The sequence below is a fragment of the Bacillus sp. FJAT-50079 genome (assembly GCF_018343515.1).
GTDB lineage: Bacteria > Bacillota > Bacilli > Bacillales > Bacillaceae_C > Lederbergia.
This window is the reverse complement of sequence record NZ_JAGYPD010000003.1, coordinates 374,794-394,418: the sequence shown is the minus strand read 5'-3', so window position 1 is coordinate 394,418 and position 19,625 is coordinate 374,794. Positions and strand designations below refer to the sequence as shown.

Genomic DNA, 19,625 nt, shown 5'->3' with positions numbered 1-19,625 from the left:
AAACAATACAACAAGTTTTCCTTTCAACTTCACAACCTTCACCCCATGGTTTTCTAAAATAAATGAACACCTTTTATTTATCGACAAAATTCGGCATTTTTTTAGTTTTTATTATAATCTGCTAATCTTTCGAGCAAAGTTTTTGTTTAAGAATTTGAAGTTGAATAAAATTTTGCGAAATACATGATAGAGTAGAATTAGTCGTGGTGTGAAATGGACAAACAAAAAAACAACTTACCGGTTAAAGTAGTTGTTTTTTTTGTTAAAATCATGTATTTTCCTTTGTACTAGAATCAGTTCTTTAGTGATAACACTAATTTTTCCTGAAGTTAAGCGTTTAAGATAGGTCATCAAACAATTTCCGGCACTCTTTTTATTCTCGGATCTGTAAAAATATCCTCCTCATCTGTACTCCGCGTCGAAAATTCTGATACGACCGCTCCCTCACTTCCCGCTTTAAACCAATGAAGTGTATTAGGATTAATCGTATATTGCTCGCCCGGGCGCAATATTACCTCGTGAAAAACGGAATAATATTTTTCATCACCTTGAGGTGGCTCGGTAGATCGAACTTCGGTCGCTTCTCCTTCAACATACAAGTATACTTTTCCATATCGACATCTAAACGTCTCTTCCTTCCCATCATCAAACTCTCTCTTTGGATGTTTATGTTCAGGACAGGTTTGATTAGGGAGCAGTGCAAGCTCCTTTGCACAAACCGCATCTGTGTTTACATATGTGATAAGTTGCAGCCCTGTATCCTCTATTTTTTCTAAACCAAAATCAGCCACTTCTACATTTTCTTTTTCTTCCTCAGTTAAAACAATATTTGCTTTATTGAATAGCCCGATTGCCTGGTCTCTTATTTTTTCAAACTGCTCGCGTTTCACTATTTTCCCTCCTCCTATCTTACAATTTCTCCTTTGTTCAAAAAAATCTCCATTATTTTCTTTACATCTTTTTTCATCGCTTCTTTTGCAACGATTGTAAGATCATGATAAAAAACAGTTGAATGTTCATCTATATATTCCTTTATCGCATCAGCGCCAATTTTTGCACTGTAACTATAATAATTAATTTTTCTAACTCCAGAATTGATGGCTGTTACATATTCCTCTTCGCTTAGTCCCGAACCACCATGCATTACAACTGGCTTTTGAATATTTCGATAAATATCTTTTAGTCTATCAAAATCAAGATTTGGTTTCTTAATGTAGAGTCCATGCACCGTTCCAAATGATGCAGCTAAAGCATCAATATTGGTTCTATTAACGAAATCCTTTGCCATAATAGGATCCGTAAAATAATCCTCTTCATTACCCAAGGCAGGTTCTTCAGCGACCGTTTCATCTCCACCAACTCCAGAAGATGTCATCATTCCAAGCTCAGCTTCTACGGAAACGTGATTCTCATGGGCATACTCAACAACTTCCCTTACCGTTCTTAGATTTTCTTCATAATTCATATGGGATGCATCGATCATAACAGAACTAAAACCGATATCAATGGCCTTTTTTACGATTTCAAGATTCGAACCATGATCAAGATGAACCGTTACAGGCACACTGGCATTTTTAGCAAAATTGACGAGAATAGGACCCATGATTTCAATAGGGATGATTTCATTATGTGCTTCTGCGTGGGACAATATGATTGGAGCTTGCACTTCCTCAGCTGCTTCAACCACAGCCCTAGCCGCTTCTAATGTCGGACAATTAAAAGCACCTACCGCATAATTTCCTTCTTCGGCTTTTGCTAAATTTTCACTTAATGTTACTAACATAATGATCCCCCTTTTAATAAGTTAATAACTTTCCTTTTAGGCATTTCCACATACATTTTCATCAATTGATTGTAACTTTTAACTCCGGACGTACTATCTTCTTCTAAAAGCGAAGATGCTGCTGATGCGGTACCTATTTTCATAGATTCTGGAAGATTCAGCCCTAATAATGTCCCGTATAGTACACCCGAAGCATAGGCATCGCCTGCTCCTACTGTGCCCTTAATATATTGTTTTTCTATTAATAAAGACGGAATACTGTAAAACTCCAGTCCGTCATATCCAAAACTTCCTTCAGGTGTATGAATGACAACCCAATCCTTCACACCGAAGTCTTTTAATTTAACTAAAACCTTCTCTATATTTTCCTCTAAAAGCTTACCTTCCTGATTCCTTAAAGAAATCCCCACCGTTTTTCCTGCTTCAAGTTCATTAATGATGCAGTAGTTTGTATACTTTAAACTAGGTGGCACAATCTTTTCATATCTGTTGCTATTTTCACTTACTATATCTATTGATGTTTTTATCCCTAAATCTTGGGCCGCTTTTAAAACTTTTGCCATCTTTGTACCGTGTTTACTATCTTCTCGATCTAGAGAATCCAATAATAAAATATAGGCAATATGTAAAATTTTTGAATTCAATTTGTCTAACTGAATAAAATCTTCATCGATTAAGTCCGAATTTCCTTTATATGAAAAAAATGTCCTGCTATGATCACCCTCAGCTTGAATCACATCTGTAAACGGTGTATCTCCAATTATTTTAATATGACTTGTATCGATATTTTTATATTCTCCTAATCTATCCTTTAAATACTGTCCTTTTTCATCATTGCCAATCAAAGTGACTGCTTTAATTGGCAAATGCGGATCGATTTTTGCCAATGTAACAGAACAATTCGCTACGGCTCCGCCTATTGATCTTCGAGTACTTTTAATTGTCGTAAGCTCAGATTTATTAGGATATTGTTCAATTCTCTTAATTTCATCGACAGCTATCGTACCTGCTATCGCGATCCCCTCTCTCATTCAATCACCTGCTTCCAAATTATTGAAAACTTATGATTTTCTCCGTTTAATTACATCTGCATAAACAGCAACCAATATGACAATTCCTTTGACAATATATTGCCAAAAAGAACTAACTCCCATTAAATTTAATCCATTGCTTAACACACCGATAATAAGGGCACCAATAACCGTCCCGCCAATCCTCCCGTAACCACCAGTCATGCTCGTTCCGCCGAGTACAACGGCAGCGATGGCGTCAAGCTCCGCTGCATTTCCTGCTGTGGGCTGTCCGGAAAACATCCTTGAAGCAAGAACAATCCCCGCTACGGCTGCCATAAGTCCACTAAATGTATAAGCAAAAAATTTAACACGTTTAATATTAATACCGGAAAACTTTGCGGCTTCTGCATTTCCTCCAACGGCATACATATAGCGGCCAAGTTTTGTTTTATTCATGATTAAATAACATACTATAAGGATGATAATAAAATAGAGTACAGGAGTAGGCAGGACACCGCCAATATAACCAGATCCGATCGAGTTAAACGAATCAGACATCACCCTAACCGGTTTTCCATCGGTTATGACATAAGCGGCTCCCCTCGCTATATTCATCGTAGCAAGTGTAATAATGAATGGAGGAATGATGGTTGTGGCTGCCACATAGCCGTTGATCGCCCCAAATAACATTCCGACTAATAAACCAGCAAGGACTGCAATAAAAACAGGGATATCGAAAATCGCAATTAAAGAAGTTGTCACAACACCCGTCACAGCCATGAGTGATCCAACGGAAAGATCAATGCCTCCTAAAATAATGATCATTGTCATCGCTAAGGCTAAATACAAATTAGTAGATGTTTGCCTCAATACGTTTAATAAATTATCCGATGTTAAAAATTTTGGATTAATAAAAGTAATGACTACACATAAAACGATTAAGCCGATTAAAATGCCAATATTATCTTTAATAAAATTTTTTGTCTCATAGCCTAAGCTTGGTAGCAGGCGATTTTTTCGCGGTTCTAGGTTGAGTTGTGCCATATTAATTCCCCCCAGTAGCGTAATGCATAATCGTTTCTTGACTTAATTGCTCTCTATCTAATATTGTTTGAATCTTTCCTTTGCACATCACTGCGACTCTATCACTCATGTTGATCACTTCCGGCAGTTCAGAAGAAATCATAATGATAGAAACTCCCTCTTTGACCAATCTGTTCATGATTGAATAAATTTCTGCTTTCGCTCCAACATCGACGCCTCTTGTTGGTTCATCGAGCATTAATACCTTTGGATCGGTAGCCAGCCATCTCGAAATTAAAACCTTCTGCTGGTTTCCGCCACTTAAATTTCCGACTAATTGATCGGGGTTCGGGGTCTTAATCGATAATTCCTTTATATATTGATTTGTTTCGTTTTTTTCATAATCTGAATCGACCCGAAAGAACTTCATAAACTTATGTAAAATTTTAAGTGTTGTATTATATTGGACGGACCTTATTAAAAATAAGCCCTCTTCTTTCCGATTTTCTGTGACGTAAGCGATCCGATTTTTGATTGCGTCATTCGGATTTTTAATGCTAACTTTTTCCCCATTCACAAAAACGTCCCCTTCGTCAAACGAATCGAGTCCAAAAATACACTTCATTAGTTCCGATCTTCCCGCACCGACTAATCCAGCGAAACCAAGGATCTCCCCTTTCTTTAGTTCGAAGCTGGCATTTTTCAAAACACCTTTTTTCGATAAATTGCTTACCTTTAGTACATCTTCACCTGTCTTTAAATAATCCCTGACATAGTAATTCGTTAATTCCCGCCCTACCATCATAGCGATTAGCTTTTCATTTGTTGTGTCGGCTGTTTTAACCGTTCCTATATATGTTCCATCTCGCATGACCGTAATTCGATCAGAGATCTCAAATAATTCATTCATTCTATGGGATATATAAATCATTCCAACGCCTTTCCTTTTTAAATTTTTGATCGTTTTAAATAAGAAATCTACCTCTTTCTCACTTAACGATGACGTTGGTTCATCCATCACTACAATCTTCGAATGAAATGATACCGCCTTAATAATTTCAACCATTTGTTGTTGAGCTACCGTCAGTTTATTAACAGGCGTTCTGGCTGATAAACCTAAATCAAAGTCATCTAAGAACGTTTGCGCATTTTCATACATCGTATGAATATCAATAAAACCAGACTTTGTTAAAGGCTCCCTCCCTAAATAAATATTTTCTGCTATCGATAAATAGGGTACTAATACGATTTCTTGATGAATAATACTAATTCCATAATGCTGCGCATCTTTTACGTCATGAATTTGTACCTGATTTCCATCTATAAAAATTTCGCCTTCGTCGATGCTATATATTCCATTTAAGATTTTCATGAGAGTTGATTTACCCGCACCATTCTCACCGAGAAGTGCATGTACCTCTCCACTTTCAAGGTTAAAGTCAACTCCCTTTAATGCATACACTCCAGGAAACTTCTTCGTAACTCCCTTCATTTCCAACAATTTGCTTCCCATTTTCCCACCCCGTTTAATGATAAAAGGTGACCCATCGGTGTCCGCTTCCTTATTTTGTTCGAATCAAATGTATGCGTTTACATTCACTTTTTAGAAAGCAGACACCCAACATATGAGTCACCTATAATCTAACCTATCATCTACTTTTTACTGCCAACCATCTACTCCGTATTCCTCTACGTTATCTTCATTGATTATAAAAGTTTCAACAGGGATTCTTTTCTCAAATTCTTCTTTGTTCAAAATTTTATATGCAACATCAACAGATTGTTGTCCAATCGAAATAGGTGATTGTGCTCCCGAGCCGACAAATGGTCCTCCTTCAGCGATCGCTGCTTTTGCATCTGGTGATCCATCAACCCCATAAACGACAATATCATCACGATTAGCTGCCTTTAAAGCTGCTAACGCCCCTAGACCAGTTGGATCATTTCCACCCATAATCGCAATAAAATCGGAGTGTGCTTGCAAGATGTCCTCTGTAAGCCCCAACGCTATTTCTAAATCTCCTTTAGCATCCTGTTGGGCAACGATCTCAAAATTCTTCCCTTCAATTGCTTCTAAAAACCCATCAATTCGATCATTTACTGAATTCATTGTTGGGCTATCAAGTATGACAATCTTTCCACCATCAGGAAATCTTTCAACTAAATCTTGCCCGACCACTCTACCTGCATTTTTATTATCCGAGCCGACATAAGCGGTGACATAATCGAAATCTTTCACTTCTGTATCATAGTTTATAATTGGGATTCCCGCTTCCTCAAGCATGACCAATGCTGGCCTAATTCCTTCCCAGTCAACTGGATTTAAAAAGATAGCATCGATCCCTTGTGAAATCAAATCTTCAATCTGATTAATTTGGAGCTCGACATCCATGGCTGGGTTCATTGTAATAAGCTTATCGCCATTTGCCTCTACTTTCTCTCGTATTGCCTCTTCAAGCACTTGGAAAAACGGATTGTTTTGTGTCATAGACGTATAACCAAAAACGAGTTGATCCTTCGATCCTTTACCATTTGAACCACTTGCCTCTTCCTTGTTACACGCAACTAACCCTATCGTTAGTAGGGCAACTAGGAACAAAAACGTAAACCTTTTCATTATACTTCCCCCTCTTTTAAATATAAATATATTAAAATCATTTAAATGATTTAATACCAGATAAAGAGATTTTCTAATGAACCCATGTATCATGCGCATTTTTTAAAGCTTTTGGAGAAATCACTTACAAATGATAAGATCTACGCCAAACTCACTCATTAATTTTTGATATTCAATGGAAGGCTCTACCTCAGTAATAATTCGATCTACCTCTTTTAACGTGGAAATTTTATAAAGGAATTGTTGACCAAATTTACTATGATCGATTAAAACAGTAACTTCCTTCGATTGCCTTAATACCCTTTGCTTAATCTGAACCTCAAATGCGTTTGCATTGCTAAACCCTTGGTCTAGAGATAATCCAGAGGCCGATAAAAATGCTTTATCAAATGATAGCCCTTCCAACGTTGATTCTGCGATTGGACCTACGAGCGATGAAGTAGATTCTATAAAAATTCCACCAGGAATGATGACTTCTTTATTTGGCTTCTGTATTTGCGACACAACATTCAACGCATTCGTAACAATCGATAATTCCCATTCTTGTGGTAAATACTTTGCAAAATATGGGGTTGTTGTACCTGAATCTATGTAAATTGCTTCTCCTTCATGAACAAACTCGATTGCCTTTTGGCCAATCGACTCTTTCGCCTTTAAATTTAGACTCGCTCGTTTACTCACACCTATATCCGGATTGGCTGTTAAAATCGCACCTCCAGATATCCTTTTAATTAAACCCATATTCTCCAATTTCTCAAAATCACGTCGAATCGTCATCTCAACGACGCTATAACGTTCTGTAAGATCTTTCGTAAAGACCTCTCCTTTTTTCATTAACTCTTGATAAATTTGATTCTGCCGGTTGTTCAATCGTGTTTTTTGTATCATGTATGCGTCTCCCATTATGTAATCACTTTTATCTGCCTGTTTTAATAAATATTTGTTGCACGATGTTCGTTTCTAACATTTACTGTTTGATATGAACAATATATAACATTAATGCTAGAATGTAAATAGTGAATTTTCAAAATTTAATCATCGTATGTAATCATAAAAATAAACCTTTCTAAGAAATTAGAAAGGTTTTGGGGAAAAATATGAAAATTAAACCACTTCACCCATGTTGGAAAGTGGAAGCCAACTATCGAATCATGATATCCATCACTTCGTGCTTTTCAGATACTCCCCCCAAAAAAATAGCAGGAAAACCAGATTGGGCACTTTATTGGAAATTGTGGGAGCATGTTGTCACTATAATTTATCAGTCCAAAGACCTTTCTCTTCAGTTCAAGAAATTCTTTAGGGGACTGTGTGGCTTACTTTATAAGCAATAACTACATAATAGATTCCAAAATTTTCTTCACGTCATTTTTACACAATTCTACGGGATTATTGTCCATCCTACCACCTGTAAAAGCATTATCTACTATTATCGGGATATCACTTTCTGTTATCCCAAAGGCAGATAACTTCATTTCAACGATACCATCTGAAACCATATCAATCCAATTTTTTATCCCATCATATTCATTAAATAGTGACAATAATTCTTTATCATTCGGGAAGTGCCCTCTATTAATATGTGATACTGCATCTAATGTTAATGATACAGCTAATCCATGGGGAATACCATATAACATCGTTAATGGATACGAAATGGAATGGCATGCAGTTGTTCTCGTTTGTGAAAATGCTAGCCCCGATAAAACTGAAGCTCTACAAAGTTTCTCTCTACTAGCGATGTCATTCGGATTATATAATGATTTTCTTAGATTTTGAATTACTAATTCTACAGCACGATATGCAATATCTTGAACGATTGGATTTGTATGTTTAGACCAATAAGATTCTATTGCCTGACACATGGCATCTAAACCCGTAGCTAAAGTCATTTTTTTAGGTACCGTAAGCGTTAACTCAGGTACAATCATTGCCTTTTTGGGTCTAAGTCCAGGTGCGTCAATAGAAAACTTTTCTAACTTATTCTCATCCCATATAGTAGCCCATTGTGTTAATTCAGAGCCGGTTCCAGCTGTGGATGGTACCGCAATAATATCAATAAACTCATCGTCAACATAACTTTTATTTTTTATATTCATCGTAATTTCTTTTACAGTATAATTATAATTTCTATTGGAATTGTAGAAAGCACTTATCCCTTTGGCTAAATCTATCGCACTGCCTCCACCGAAAGCAATAATCACATCAATCTTTTTATTACCGATTTGTTGTAAGGAACTAATTATACTTCTTTGAGTAGGGTTTGCATCCACCTCTTTTATCCAAGTAAATGACCCGTTAAGTTCATTACAATTCCTCTTGAGTTTTTCATTAAATTCTTCAAATTCCCATCTCATTGATGAGGAATGACTCATAACTAACACAATATTTGATAAACGATAAGATACTAGTAGTTGTTCTAATTCATATTTATTAGTAAATATAATTTCTGTATTACAGAATGGTTTAATATCCATCATTCTCTCCCTCAAAAAACCTGCAGTCTACTCTATACATTTTATAGATTCATAGCAAACCATAGGAATAATTATACTTCTGCTTAATAATCTTCAGGGATTAAAGTAAGTATTTCTTTAATAGACATACACATATCATCTGCCTCTTTTGCCCTGCGATTAGTTAAAATAGTTTCCGCAACTTTCTGCATTGCAGGGAATCCACTACGTGTTAGTTGATTCGCATATATAACAATATTAACACCATGACTTGCAAATTCCTCTTCTGTTACGGTATTGAAAGATGTTGGTACAACAACTAATGGTGTTGAATTATCTTTTTCTCTAAATTTTTCACAGAACTCAAAGATCTCTGCTGGGTCTTTTTTTCTTGAGTGAATCATAATACCATTAGCACCTGCTTCCACATAGGCAAAAGCTCTAGTTAATGCATCCACCATCCCTTTTTCAAGTATCAAACTTTCAATTCTCGCAATCAAGAAAAAGTCATTTGTTTTTAGTGCTGCTCTACCGGCTGAAATCTTAGCACAAAAGTTTTCAACGCTATCCTGGGTTTGTTCCACTTCCGTGCCAAAAAGAGAATTTTTCTTAAGGCCAGTCTTGTCTTCAATAATCATTGCTGAAGCACCCATACGTTCTAAAGTTCGAATATTATATACAAAGTGCTCTGTCAATCCACCAGTATCACCATCAACAATAATTGGCTTTGTAGTGACATCCATAATTTCGTCAATTAATTGGAATCGTTTCGACATATCCAACAACTCAATATCAGGCTTACCCTTAGCAGTTGAATCACATAAACTAGAAGACCACATAGCATCAAATTGATACGATTTTCCATCCTTTAATACAGTCGATTTTTCTGCGATTAATCCAGTAATACCACTGTGAGCCTCGAGTACACTCACTATCGGTTTCGTTTCTAATAATCGCTTCAATCTACCTCTACGAATATCTGGTATAGATAGTTGTTCTCTTTGACTACGCTCTAATTTATCATAATCCTCATTTTCAGTATAAGGATACTCTATAAGTTCCCCACCATATTCCAATAGTACTTGTTCAACTTCATCTCTTATTGGTCTTTGAAATCCTGTTACCCAGTTGTCACCATGAACAACATAGTCAGGTTTAAGTGTACGTAAATTTTCTGCATAGCTTAATGTCTCTTGTGGTATAACCTTGCTAACTCCTTTAATACTTTCAAGAAGTTTTACTCTTTCCCCATATTTCAAAACTGGAAAACGCCGGTAATTAGCTACTACTTCATCTGTTAACATCCCAATCGTTAACTCACCAAGTTGAGCTGCTTTTTGGATAATTGATGTATGACCTCCATGAATTACATCGGTACTAAAGCACATATAAACAGTCTTTTGAGTCATTATTATCTCTTCCTTCATGTTAGTTTTTACTATTGTTTAATCTTTCCTGAATAAATGTTAAATCCTCTGGAGTATCAATTTCTGCACAAAGACGATTGGCAAAATCTTTCGGGTAGATGTAGCACTTATCTGATATTTCATTAAAAGCATTTTCTGCATAACAATTTACTTGTCCTTGTTCACAAAATGTAATGATATGATCCAACCAAATTTCCCAGTCTTTTTTATTGATTTTATAGAGCGGCTGTGCAGCTATCGCACTTTCGGAATAATCAATTCCAACTTTTTCAATGTATCCATTTTTAAGTACCGCTTTAAAGTCTTTATCAGGTAAAGGGATTGTCGTACTTACAGCCATACAACTTTTATCCTCTAGTAATATATCTACTAATACAGAACTGTCAAATACAAGATCGCCATGCATTAGTATAATGTCATCAGCTAGATGATGCTTAGCAAGGTAGATTGAGTAAATATAGTTTGTTACATCGTAAATAGGGTTATTTACAAATGTATATTGTAACTGTAAATTTAGTGAGTGACAGTAATCTCGTATTATTTTGTCAAACAGTCCTGTCGTGATTACGATCTCTCTTATACCTTGCTCTTGTAGTAGTTTTAGTTGGCGGCTAAGTATCGTCTCATCTTTTGCAATCTCTGTCATGCATTTTGGGTTCTCCTTTGTCAGATCCCCCATCCTTTTGCCCATGCCAGAATTAAGAATTAATGCTTTCATTTAATCACATCCCAATAGATATTCCATAAATGCTTTTTTGTTCTCAATTGGTGTTGAAGTCGGGCGCCCTAGATCATCCCGTGAGCCTATGGCAGATTTTATTTCAATAAATATAGGCCCTTGTTTACCTTCTATTTCCGATAAAATTGGCTTAAGCTCGTCAAGGTTTGCTGCATGATATATTTTTTTATACCCACAACCTAAAGCTATTTGACCAAGATTCATATTCATAGAAACAGTAGGTTGTCCACCAACTGATTCATGTGCTCCATTATTAATGATTACATGGATATAATTTTCAGGTGATTTCTCCCCAATAACTGCCATTGCTCCCAAATGCATTAAAGCAGCACCATCTCCATCTAGACACCATACTCTTTTATTTGGTTTATTAAGCGCAACGCCTAAAGCAATTGAAGAACTATGTCCCATTGAACCTACTGTTAAAAAGTCATACTTATGGAACTGCCCTTTTTCTTCCCTTATTTCAAATAGTTCTCGGGACGTTTTTCCGGTAGTAGATATAATAATATCCTCACCTGCTACATCGGTAATAAATCGAATAATATCTTCTCGAGATGTAGGGTGTTCGTTTTTATAACTTACCTTTTCGTTATAAGATAACCCACCTTTCTTTACTATAAAAGCCACACTCTTGCCAGCATTAAGTAATAACTTAAATTCAGTCATCTTTTCGTCAAGCTCATTTTCAGTAGTATCTTTATCAATGACCATATTGTCGATCTCAAGATCTTCTAGCATCTGTAATGTTATTTCTCCTTGGAAACGATGCTGTGGCTCGTCAGGAACACCAGGTTCCCCTCTCCAACCAATGACAAAAACGCATGGAATGCCATATACTTTATCATTTAATAGAGAAGTTACCGGATTAACAATATTCCCAAGACCGCTATTTTGAAGGTAAACACACGGTATTTTACCCGTTGATAAATGATAGCCAGCAGCTAACGCTACTGCATTTCCTTCGTTAGCTGCTATAATATGGTTATCTGATATTCCATACACATTCATTAAATAATTATTAAACGCTTTTAATTGGGAATCAGGAACACCAGTATAAAAGTTAATTTTATTTCTTTGGAGTTGAGATACAAATTTTGTTACGTCCATTTGGAATTTCCCCCATTAATGTATGTATTCTAACAGTGTTAATGTATCAACCTTTTCAAGGTTTGATACTATAGTTCATTACTAATCTGGAAAACTAGGAAAGTATTAAGATCCTTTATTTGATGCCACACTTTGAGCAATATGGAAAAGGGACCCTGTAAAATTAGAGTCCCTTTCAAAGAATTTATAATTAACGAAGCTGGTAGAACTTCATTTGATTATTTGCTTTAGCAGTCTTTTGAGAAACTTGAACAAGGATAGATGCTTTTTATTTGATCTATAATTTTTTAAAATTGGCCACTAAAATTGGCTAAATATAACTAATATATAGTTATATTTTGGGCAAAAGGTTGATTAAGAGAAATTGAAAGTAAATACAAAAAGATACTCAACTACTTATAACAGCAAAATCGAATAAGTAATCATAGAGAAGTAAAAACACTAACAATTTTCTTTATATCTAACTCACTCAAGCCAGGATGTACTGGTAGAGATAAAACCTCATTAGCTAATTTTTCAGAATGTGGTAGTTCTTGAGTGCCATATCCTAATTCTTTATATACAGGCTGTAAGTGTATTGGTGTCGGATAATGAACTCCATATCCTATTTTCGCTTTTTCTAATTCTTTAATTACCTCAGTTCTCCCTTTACCCTCAATTTTAATTGTATATTGATGATAAACATGCTTAAATCCTTCTGGAGCATACGGTGTGCGAAGCCACTTTATGTCTCCTAATCCCTTATTTAACATATTCGCATTACTTATTCTTTTAGAAGTAAAATGTTCAATTTGTTTTAGTTGCCCAATTCCAATTGCTGCACTAATATTTGTCATTCGATAGTTATACCCAATTATTGTATGTACGTACCTCTCAGGTGATCCATGGTTTATTAGCAAACGACTTTTAGCATTGATTTCTTCATTATGAGTTACAATCATGCCACCTTCACTAGTGGTCATATTTTTTGTTGGGTAAAAACTAAAGACTCCAACATCACCAAAGGTACCTACTTTTCTTCCATTTATTTCAGCACCATGAGCTTGTGCGCAATCTTCAATCACTTTTAAATTAAACTCTTTTGCTATATCCATTATTGCCTTCATATTTGCAGGTAATCCGTAAAGATGTACTACTAGAATTGCTTTAATATTTCTATTATTCCTAACTAAGTCCCTTATATAGTCTGGATTCATATTAAAAGTTTCTGGATCTATATCAACAAATATCGGTTGATGTTTACTATATAGAATTGAATTACTACTTGCAATAAACGTAAACGGCGTAGTAATGATCTCTGATCCCTCAGGTAATGATAAAGATTCTATAGCAGCGTGTAAACCGGTTGTACCCGAAGAAGTTGCAATTGCATATGGAACACCTATATAATTTGCAAAATTTTGTTCAAACTTTGTAACATATTCTCCAGTAGCTAGATTACCACTTTCTAGAACTTCATTTACAAGTTCTTTTTCAAGTTTTGTAATTACGGGGCTTGCGATTGGTATCATTAGATTTCCTCCGGTGAAATGCTTATGTTAATCTCCTTATTACATGAAAAACATTCATATACTTCATCATTAATACTTGTCATTTTTGAGCCGCACTCGCAGACATAACCAATAATTGTTGCGGGATTTCCCGCAACTAAAGCGTAGTTAGGTACATCTTTTGTTACTACTGATCCAGCTGCAACCATTGAATACATTCCGATTATATTACCACATACTATAGTGGCATTAGCCCCAATAGAAGCACCTGTTTTAACAACTGTTTCAGTTATTGTCCAAGCTTCATTTGTTGCCCTTGGAAAAAGGTCATTCGTAAAAACCATATGCGGTCCTAAAAAAACTTTATTCTCGATAGAAACTCCTTTATAAATTGAAACCCCATTTTGGATTTTACAAAAATTGCCGATACTTACTCCTTCATCAACATACACATCTTTGGATAAAATACATCCTTCACCAATTGACGTATTTTCCCTTATTTGAACATTATTCCATATTTTTGCCCCTTTACCAATTTTAGAGTTGGGGTTTACTTCTGCTGTTGGATGGCAATAGTATTCATAGGATTGCATAATTTCCTCCATATTTATCTTAAACTTATAACGAAATAAGATTTTTCATATCTTCCTTATTATAAATGTTCCCTCGAATCTTTTCACAAATTTCTAATGACTTTAATCCATCATATGCCGTTACCACTGGCTCTTGTCTATTTCTCACACTTGAAATAAAACTTTTTAATTCATTTAATAAAGGTTCCTCATTTGGAACAAATACTCTACTGACAACACTCTCTTGTTTGTATGTTGCTTCCTTAGAGTTTAAGTTTTCTAGCATATTTGTCCATTGATAAATACTTATTTTTTTATCCATGTAATCTAAATCAATATACGAACTTTCTGTAGTTAAGCCCAGCTTTCTAATTTTCTCCTGAGTTACTCTGCTAGCTGTTAAATTAGCTATTATCCCGTTATTAAATTGTATTGAAGCAACAGCATAATCAATAAGATCTTTGTCCGAAAATACCGATTTACCAAACGCATTTATTTCTTTAATATCGTGACCAAATAAATCCAACACAATATCTATATCATGAATCATCAGATCCTGTACGACATCGACATCAACAATTCTTCCATCGAATGGACTTAGTCTTTTTATATCAATCCCTACTGATTTTTGATCAATAAGCAACTTACGAAGTTCAACTATCGCAGGATTAAACCTTTCAATATGTCCCACTTGCACAATTAACCCTTTAGATTTTGCCAGAGCCATTATGTTTTTAGCTTCAACAATCGAGGAGGCGATTGGCTTTTCAATTAAAATATTCTTACCTAATTCTAATGCTTTCATTGCAACTTCATAATGATATACGGAGGGAACAGCTATTGATATAGCATCACATTCATTTAATAACTCAGTTAAGTTATCGAACGATTTTATATTATAATTTTTAGCTATATCATTAGCTAAATATTTATCAATATCGTAAATACCTACTAACTTGACTTGATAGTGTAAACTATCGTAAATTCTTACATGATGTCTACCCATAGTGCCAGTTCCAACAACCCCAACTTTTAATAGACCCAATGATATTCCTTCTTTCTGCTTGCTATGTATAGAAAAGAATCTGCTTATTAACTTATAAACGAATCTCTAGTGAATTCTCACTGCATATCATCGGCTTAACTCTCAAAACGGTCTCCCATAAAAGAAGACCGTTTGTTGAATCTATGATTAATTACCAAAGATTTGTTTTCTAAGTGATAATAAAAACGTGTTCTCATCGCTTTCTTCATTCTCTAGTAATTGTATTATTTCATCTGCAGCAAGTTTTCCTGAATTTCCGTCCGTCCATTTATAATAATGTCTTACTAGTTCTGATGTAACTTTTCTCTGCTCATCAAACAACTTGCTATTCTTTAAATATTCTTTTAAATCTGTTCCTTTATCAATATTTATTAAATTTTCCCTTACAAGTTGTTCAACCCTATTTTTTTCTATACCAGATTGATTTTCAAGATTTAACAACAAAATGTTCTGTTCTGCCAACATAGCATCAAATATCATGCCACTGTTATCTGTAATGACAAAATCAGCTATTGAAAGAAGTGCAAATAAATCATCCGGGTCACCAGTTATATTATGAAAGTTTCGATTTAATAAATCTCTTCTATATTGCTCACTTTCGCGATATGCTGTACCATTGTGTAACTTAATAACAACATTAAAATCATCTTGTATTTTATTTATATCTTCAATCCATTCGTCGATTGAACTTAAGTTTCCATACGTTGGGGCGTATAGAATTGTCTGTTTGCTACTATCTAAAATAAACTTTTCTTTTACTTCATTAATATTTTTTATTTCATTTCGATACCAATAATCGAATTTTGGAATGCCAACAACAGAACAGTTATTATATATATTTAATTTTGCATAGTCATATTCACCATAGCAAAGAATTTTATCATAAAAGACGTTCCACCAAGAATAAGCCCAGTAATCTTTGGCCAGGCTATACATCGCACGAACTTGTTTCTTAGCTATATCTTGCAGCCATGCCGTATAATAACAACTAACCATACAATCATAAATAAAATGATTTTCTCTAATTGTAGATATTGTGTAAGCTTCGATGTCATTACGCTCTAAATTCTGGATGAATTCCAATAAATCATCATACATATAACTCGTTTCAGAATTTTCTTTGTAACTATCATTGATGACAAGATGACATCTGACGCCTTTTTTCACTAATTCATCAATAATGGATTCATACACATAGTAATGAAATGTTGTTTCAACAAAAAAGCCTACAATCAAACTTGATTCACTTTGGCTTCCATTTGCCAATTCTTGTTTTGGAATTTGATTATATAGTTGAATGAGTCTATTACTGTTTGGATACAAGCTGAAAGCAATATTCATTATTTCTTCAACATCTAATGTTGAATCGAACTCGTTCTTTATCAATAAATCTAACGCATATTCGAAAACCTTATAGTTATATTTTTCTAGGGTAATAGCTTCTTCAATCAGCTTGGATGCTAATTTGAATTCCTCTTTTCCATAATAAAACTTAAGTAAATGAACGATCGTTTGTTCATCATAGTATCTAGGCTGAATTTTTTCATAAAGTGCCACAGCTTGATCTTTATAATCATTTTCAAACAATATTTGACCTATTTGTATGTATAAATTATCAAAAGCCTGTGACTTTACAAACAAGCTTTCAAAAAGTTGATATTTATTTTGTTGCAACGCTTTATCAAGTAACGTTAAATACTGCTCTTGAAATTCAGATGTTTCTAATGTAACAGCCTTTTCATTTAATAAAAAGAGAAGTAATTGTTTTTCCTTTTCTTCCTTTATTAAATTCGAAAGCAACTGTAAAAATTGTTCCTCTTCATTAGAAATGCAAAAGATAATTAAATCATAAATATTTAAACAACCAAAGCCGATGATTTCATTTAATTGTTCCACTGTAGCTGTTTTAATAAAATCAGCAAGTAATGTTCCGCCATTTTGAATAAGGTCTACCTTTAGTTCAAAACCTTTTTTCACCATCGGATCATCATTTAGCAACTGAATATATGTATTTGCAAGTTCAAATTGTGAAAGCGAGATAAAGGTTTGAATAAATTTTCGTATATCACGAGTATCTTTAATTAATCCGTTATCTTTAATAAATGAATCAACTTCATCCACTGTACATTTAGATACTAAAATGTTCATTAAATCATATAAAGACCTCATACAATATTGGTTAATATTTAAAGCATTTACTAAGTGAAAAACAGCTTCTTCGTTTTTCACTTGTTCTTTATATAAATGCCCTAACATTTGATGTGGAAGATAATTTTTATAATCTACACTTGCAATACAATTTGAATAGAAGTCCTCGTTTCCTAATACTTCAATTAATGGTTCCATTGCATCATCATAACGATGCTGTAAATAGTAAATATTTGCCTTCAAATATTTAAAGTCTGGAGACTGAACATAAATTTGTTCAGCATCATTTATAACCTGCAAAGCTTCTCGATACCTTTTCAAAGAAATTAAACAATTAATAATTTGGATAATACATAATGAAACCCAGCTATATTTGAAATCAGGCTTCTTATTATAAGCATTCACATAGGCTTCTAATGCCTTTTCTTTCTCCCCAATCCCTAATAGTTCATTTCCTAAATTAAAATAGTCAAAAGCCGTGTTTCCTGATCGTTCCATTTCAACTTCTAGCAAAGCCTTATTTCTTTCCGACTTATTTTTTTCTTGCACTACATGAGATATATAACCTGAATGATATACAATTAAATTTGCTGAATCCGTTGTAAGTGCTGAATCTTTTTTAGTTACTTGCTCATGAATCCCTCTAAAATATCCAATTTTCTCATCATTTCTATAAATCCTTATACTTACATGTTCAACTATCCGTTCCCCATAATTCCCGGTGAAGTTATATACTTTTATCTCATAGCCATCTACTGTTTGCTTACTGTCCTTAATATAATTAATAATCTCTTTAAGATTATTTGTGTCTACATATTCATCTGCATCCAATACTAAAATCCAACTGCCAGTCGCTTTTGACTGTGCAAAGTTACGAGCGTCTGCAAAACTATTCGTCCACTCAAAGAAATAAACCTCATCAACATATTTTGTAGCGATTTCTACCGTATTATCTGTTGAACCTGTATCTACAATGACAATTTCATCTACCGCATCTTTAACGGATTCTAAACATCTTTCTAGAACCTTTTCCTCATTTTTAACTATCATACATAAGGAAATAAAAGGATTCATCCTCAACACCTCATTTTTGTTTCAATAAATTCAAAAAAATATCCTGGCCTATTATTACAGGTATCAGGATATTTTTTTGAATCTCCCTCAATCGAGGGAGAAACTTATAATTTAACGAAGTAGCTGCAATACTCCTTGTGGAGCTTGGTTAGCTTGTGCAAGCATTGCTTGTGATGCTTGTGCAAGAATTGAGTTCTTCGTTTGTTCCATCATTTCTTTCGCCATATCAACGTCTCTAATACGAGATTCTGCAGCTGTTAAGTTTTCAGAAGCTGTGCTTAAATTGTTGATCGTATGCTCAAGACGGTTTTGTAGAGCACCTAAGTTTGCTCTTTGAGTTGAAACTTTTTCAATTGCTGCATCTAAAGTAGAAATTGAAGTACTTGCAGCAGCATTGGAAGAAATACTAATATTTGAACCTAAAGATAAAGCAGATGCACCCATTGCACTGATTCCAAAGTTAATAACTTGGCCAGCATTTGCACCGACTTGAAGTGTAGCGGAGAAGCTACCTTTCAATAAGTTTTGAGTATTAAATTCTGTAGTATTTGCAATACGATCAATTTCGGACATTAATTGGTTTAATTCCGTTTGAATTTGGTTACGATCTGCCTCTGTATTAGTATCGTTTCCGCCTTGTACAGCTAGTTCACGCATACGTTGAAGGATTGCATGTGTTTCGTTTAATGCACCTTCAGCTGTTTGGATAAGAGAAATACCATCTTGTGAGTTTTTAGCCGCCATGTCTAATCCGCGAACTTGACCACGCATTTTCTCAGAAATAGCCAAACCAGCCGCATCGTCACCAGCACGGTTAATGCGAAGACCTGAAGCTAATTTTTCCATTGATTTTGATTGTGCGTTTGTTGCAGAAGCCAATTGACGGTGCGTATTCAACGCCGCGATATTATGATTGATAATCATGTTTATTTTCCTCCCTGAATTTGCGATTCACGTCCTTGTGAATCGTGTTTGATTTTTAGCGATTGCAGAGGTCGGCCGCCCCTTGCTTTCGCTTACACTAGTAATATCGACATGGTTCGGGAAAGTTTAATAGTTTTTGATTATTTTTCACCAAAATAAAATAAAAACTGCCAATTTGCGTGTCAATTGACAGTTTCCACGTAC

General features: G+C 34.7%; 16 protein-coding genes. All 16 read right to left on the bottom strand.

Translation table 11 applies throughout. The features are described from left to right. Positions 1–350 precede the first annotated feature (350 nt). Positions 351–890 carry a D-lyxose/D-mannose family sugar isomerase gene (locus KHA95_RS09520; protein WP_213137263.1) on the bottom strand — a complete coding sequence of 180 codons (540 nt, stop codon included), beginning with the start codon at positions 888–890 and terminating at the stop codon, positions 351–353. 14 nt (positions 891–904) lie between these two features. Continuing rightward, entirely contained in the window at positions 905–1,783 is an 879-nt protein-coding gene (locus tag KHA95_RS09515) for a class II fructose-bisphosphate aldolase (protein WP_213137262.1), read from the bottom strand. Further along, positions 1,777–2,814 (bottom strand): carbohydrate kinase family protein, encoded by a 1,038-nt coding sequence (locus KHA95_RS09510; RefSeq protein ID WP_213137261.1) that lies wholly within the window; start codon positions 2,812–2,814, stop codon positions 1,777–1,779. The genes KHA95_RS09515 and KHA95_RS09510 overlap by 7 nt, the downstream gene beginning before the upstream one ends. Before the next feature lie 30 nt (positions 2,815–2,844). Further along, a complete protein-coding gene (locus KHA95_RS09505) occupies positions 2,845–3,840 on the bottom strand; it encodes an ABC transporter permease (protein ID WP_213137260.1) in 996 nt (331 codons plus the stop codon). Position 3,841: 1 nt separating this feature from the next. Then, the gene (locus tag KHA95_RS09500) at positions 3,842–5,332 is read right to left on the bottom strand and encodes a sugar ABC transporter ATP-binding protein (RefSeq protein WP_213137259.1); all 1,491 of its coding nucleotides are present in this window, start codon (positions 5,330–5,332) and stop codon (positions 3,842–3,844) included. Between the two features lie 147 nt (positions 5,333–5,479). Then, positions 5,480–6,436, bottom strand: a complete 957-nt coding sequence (locus KHA95_RS09495; protein ID WP_213137258.1) for a sugar ABC transporter substrate-binding protein — start codon at positions 6,434–6,436, stop codon at positions 5,480–5,482. Positions 6,437–6,556: 120 nt separating this feature from the next. Continuing rightward, entirely contained in the window at positions 6,557–7,324 is a 768-nt protein-coding gene (locus KHA95_RS09490) for a DeoR/GlpR family DNA-binding transcription regulator (RefSeq protein WP_213137257.1), read from the bottom strand. A 446-nt stretch (positions 7,325–7,770) separates the two neighbouring features. Beyond that, the gene (locus tag KHA95_RS09485; RefSeq protein WP_213137256.1) at positions 7,771–8,913 is read right to left on the bottom strand and encodes a phosphonoacetaldehyde reductase; all 1,143 of its coding nucleotides are present in this window, start codon (positions 8,911–8,913) and stop codon (positions 7,771–7,773) included. 83 nt (positions 8,914–8,996) lie between these two features. Next, on the bottom strand, positions 8,997–10,301 hold the full coding sequence (aepX, locus tag KHA95_RS09480; RefSeq protein WP_213137255.1) for a phosphoenolpyruvate mutase: 1,305 nt from the start codon (positions 10,299–10,301) through the stop codon (positions 8,997–8,999). Between the two features lie 19 nt (positions 10,302–10,320). Further along, on the bottom strand, positions 10,321–11,037 hold the full coding sequence (locus KHA95_RS09475) for a phosphocholine cytidylyltransferase family protein (protein ID WP_213137254.1): 717 nt from the start codon (positions 11,035–11,037) through the stop codon (positions 10,321–10,323). Continuing rightward, positions 11,038–12,168 (bottom strand): phosphonopyruvate decarboxylase, encoded by a 1,131-nt coding sequence (aepY, locus tag KHA95_RS09470; RefSeq protein ID WP_213137253.1) that lies wholly within the window; start codon positions 12,166–12,168, stop codon positions 11,038–11,040. Between the two features lie 422 nt (positions 12,169–12,590). Next, on the bottom strand, positions 12,591–13,679 hold the full coding sequence (locus KHA95_RS09465) for a DegT/DnrJ/EryC1/StrS family aminotransferase (RefSeq protein ID WP_213137252.1): 1,089 nt from the start codon (positions 13,677–13,679) through the stop codon (positions 12,591–12,593). After that, a complete protein-coding gene (locus tag KHA95_RS09460) occupies positions 13,679–14,251 on the bottom strand; it encodes an acyltransferase (RefSeq protein ID WP_213137251.1) in 573 nt (190 codons plus the stop codon). Before KHA95_RS09460 ends, KHA95_RS09465 begins: the two co-directional genes overlap by 1 nt. Positions 14,252–14,276: 25 nt before the next feature. Beyond that, positions 14,277–15,305, bottom strand: coding sequence for a Gfo/Idh/MocA family oxidoreductase (locus tag KHA95_RS23265; protein ID WP_349305462.1), 1,029 nt, complete (start codon positions 15,303–15,305; stop codon positions 14,277–14,279). A 117-nt stretch (positions 15,306–15,422) separates the two neighbouring features. After that, positions 15,423–18,497, bottom strand: a complete 3,075-nt coding sequence (locus tag KHA95_RS09450; RefSeq protein ID WP_213137249.1) for a glycosyltransferase — start codon at positions 18,495–18,497, stop codon at positions 15,423–15,425. Between the two features lie 111 nt (positions 18,498–18,608). Further along, positions 18,609–19,421 (bottom strand): flagellin N-terminal helical domain-containing protein, encoded by an 813-nt coding sequence (locus KHA95_RS09445; protein ID WP_213137248.1) that lies wholly within the window; start codon positions 19,419–19,421, stop codon positions 18,609–18,611. Positions 19,422–19,625: the final 204 nt, after the last annotated feature.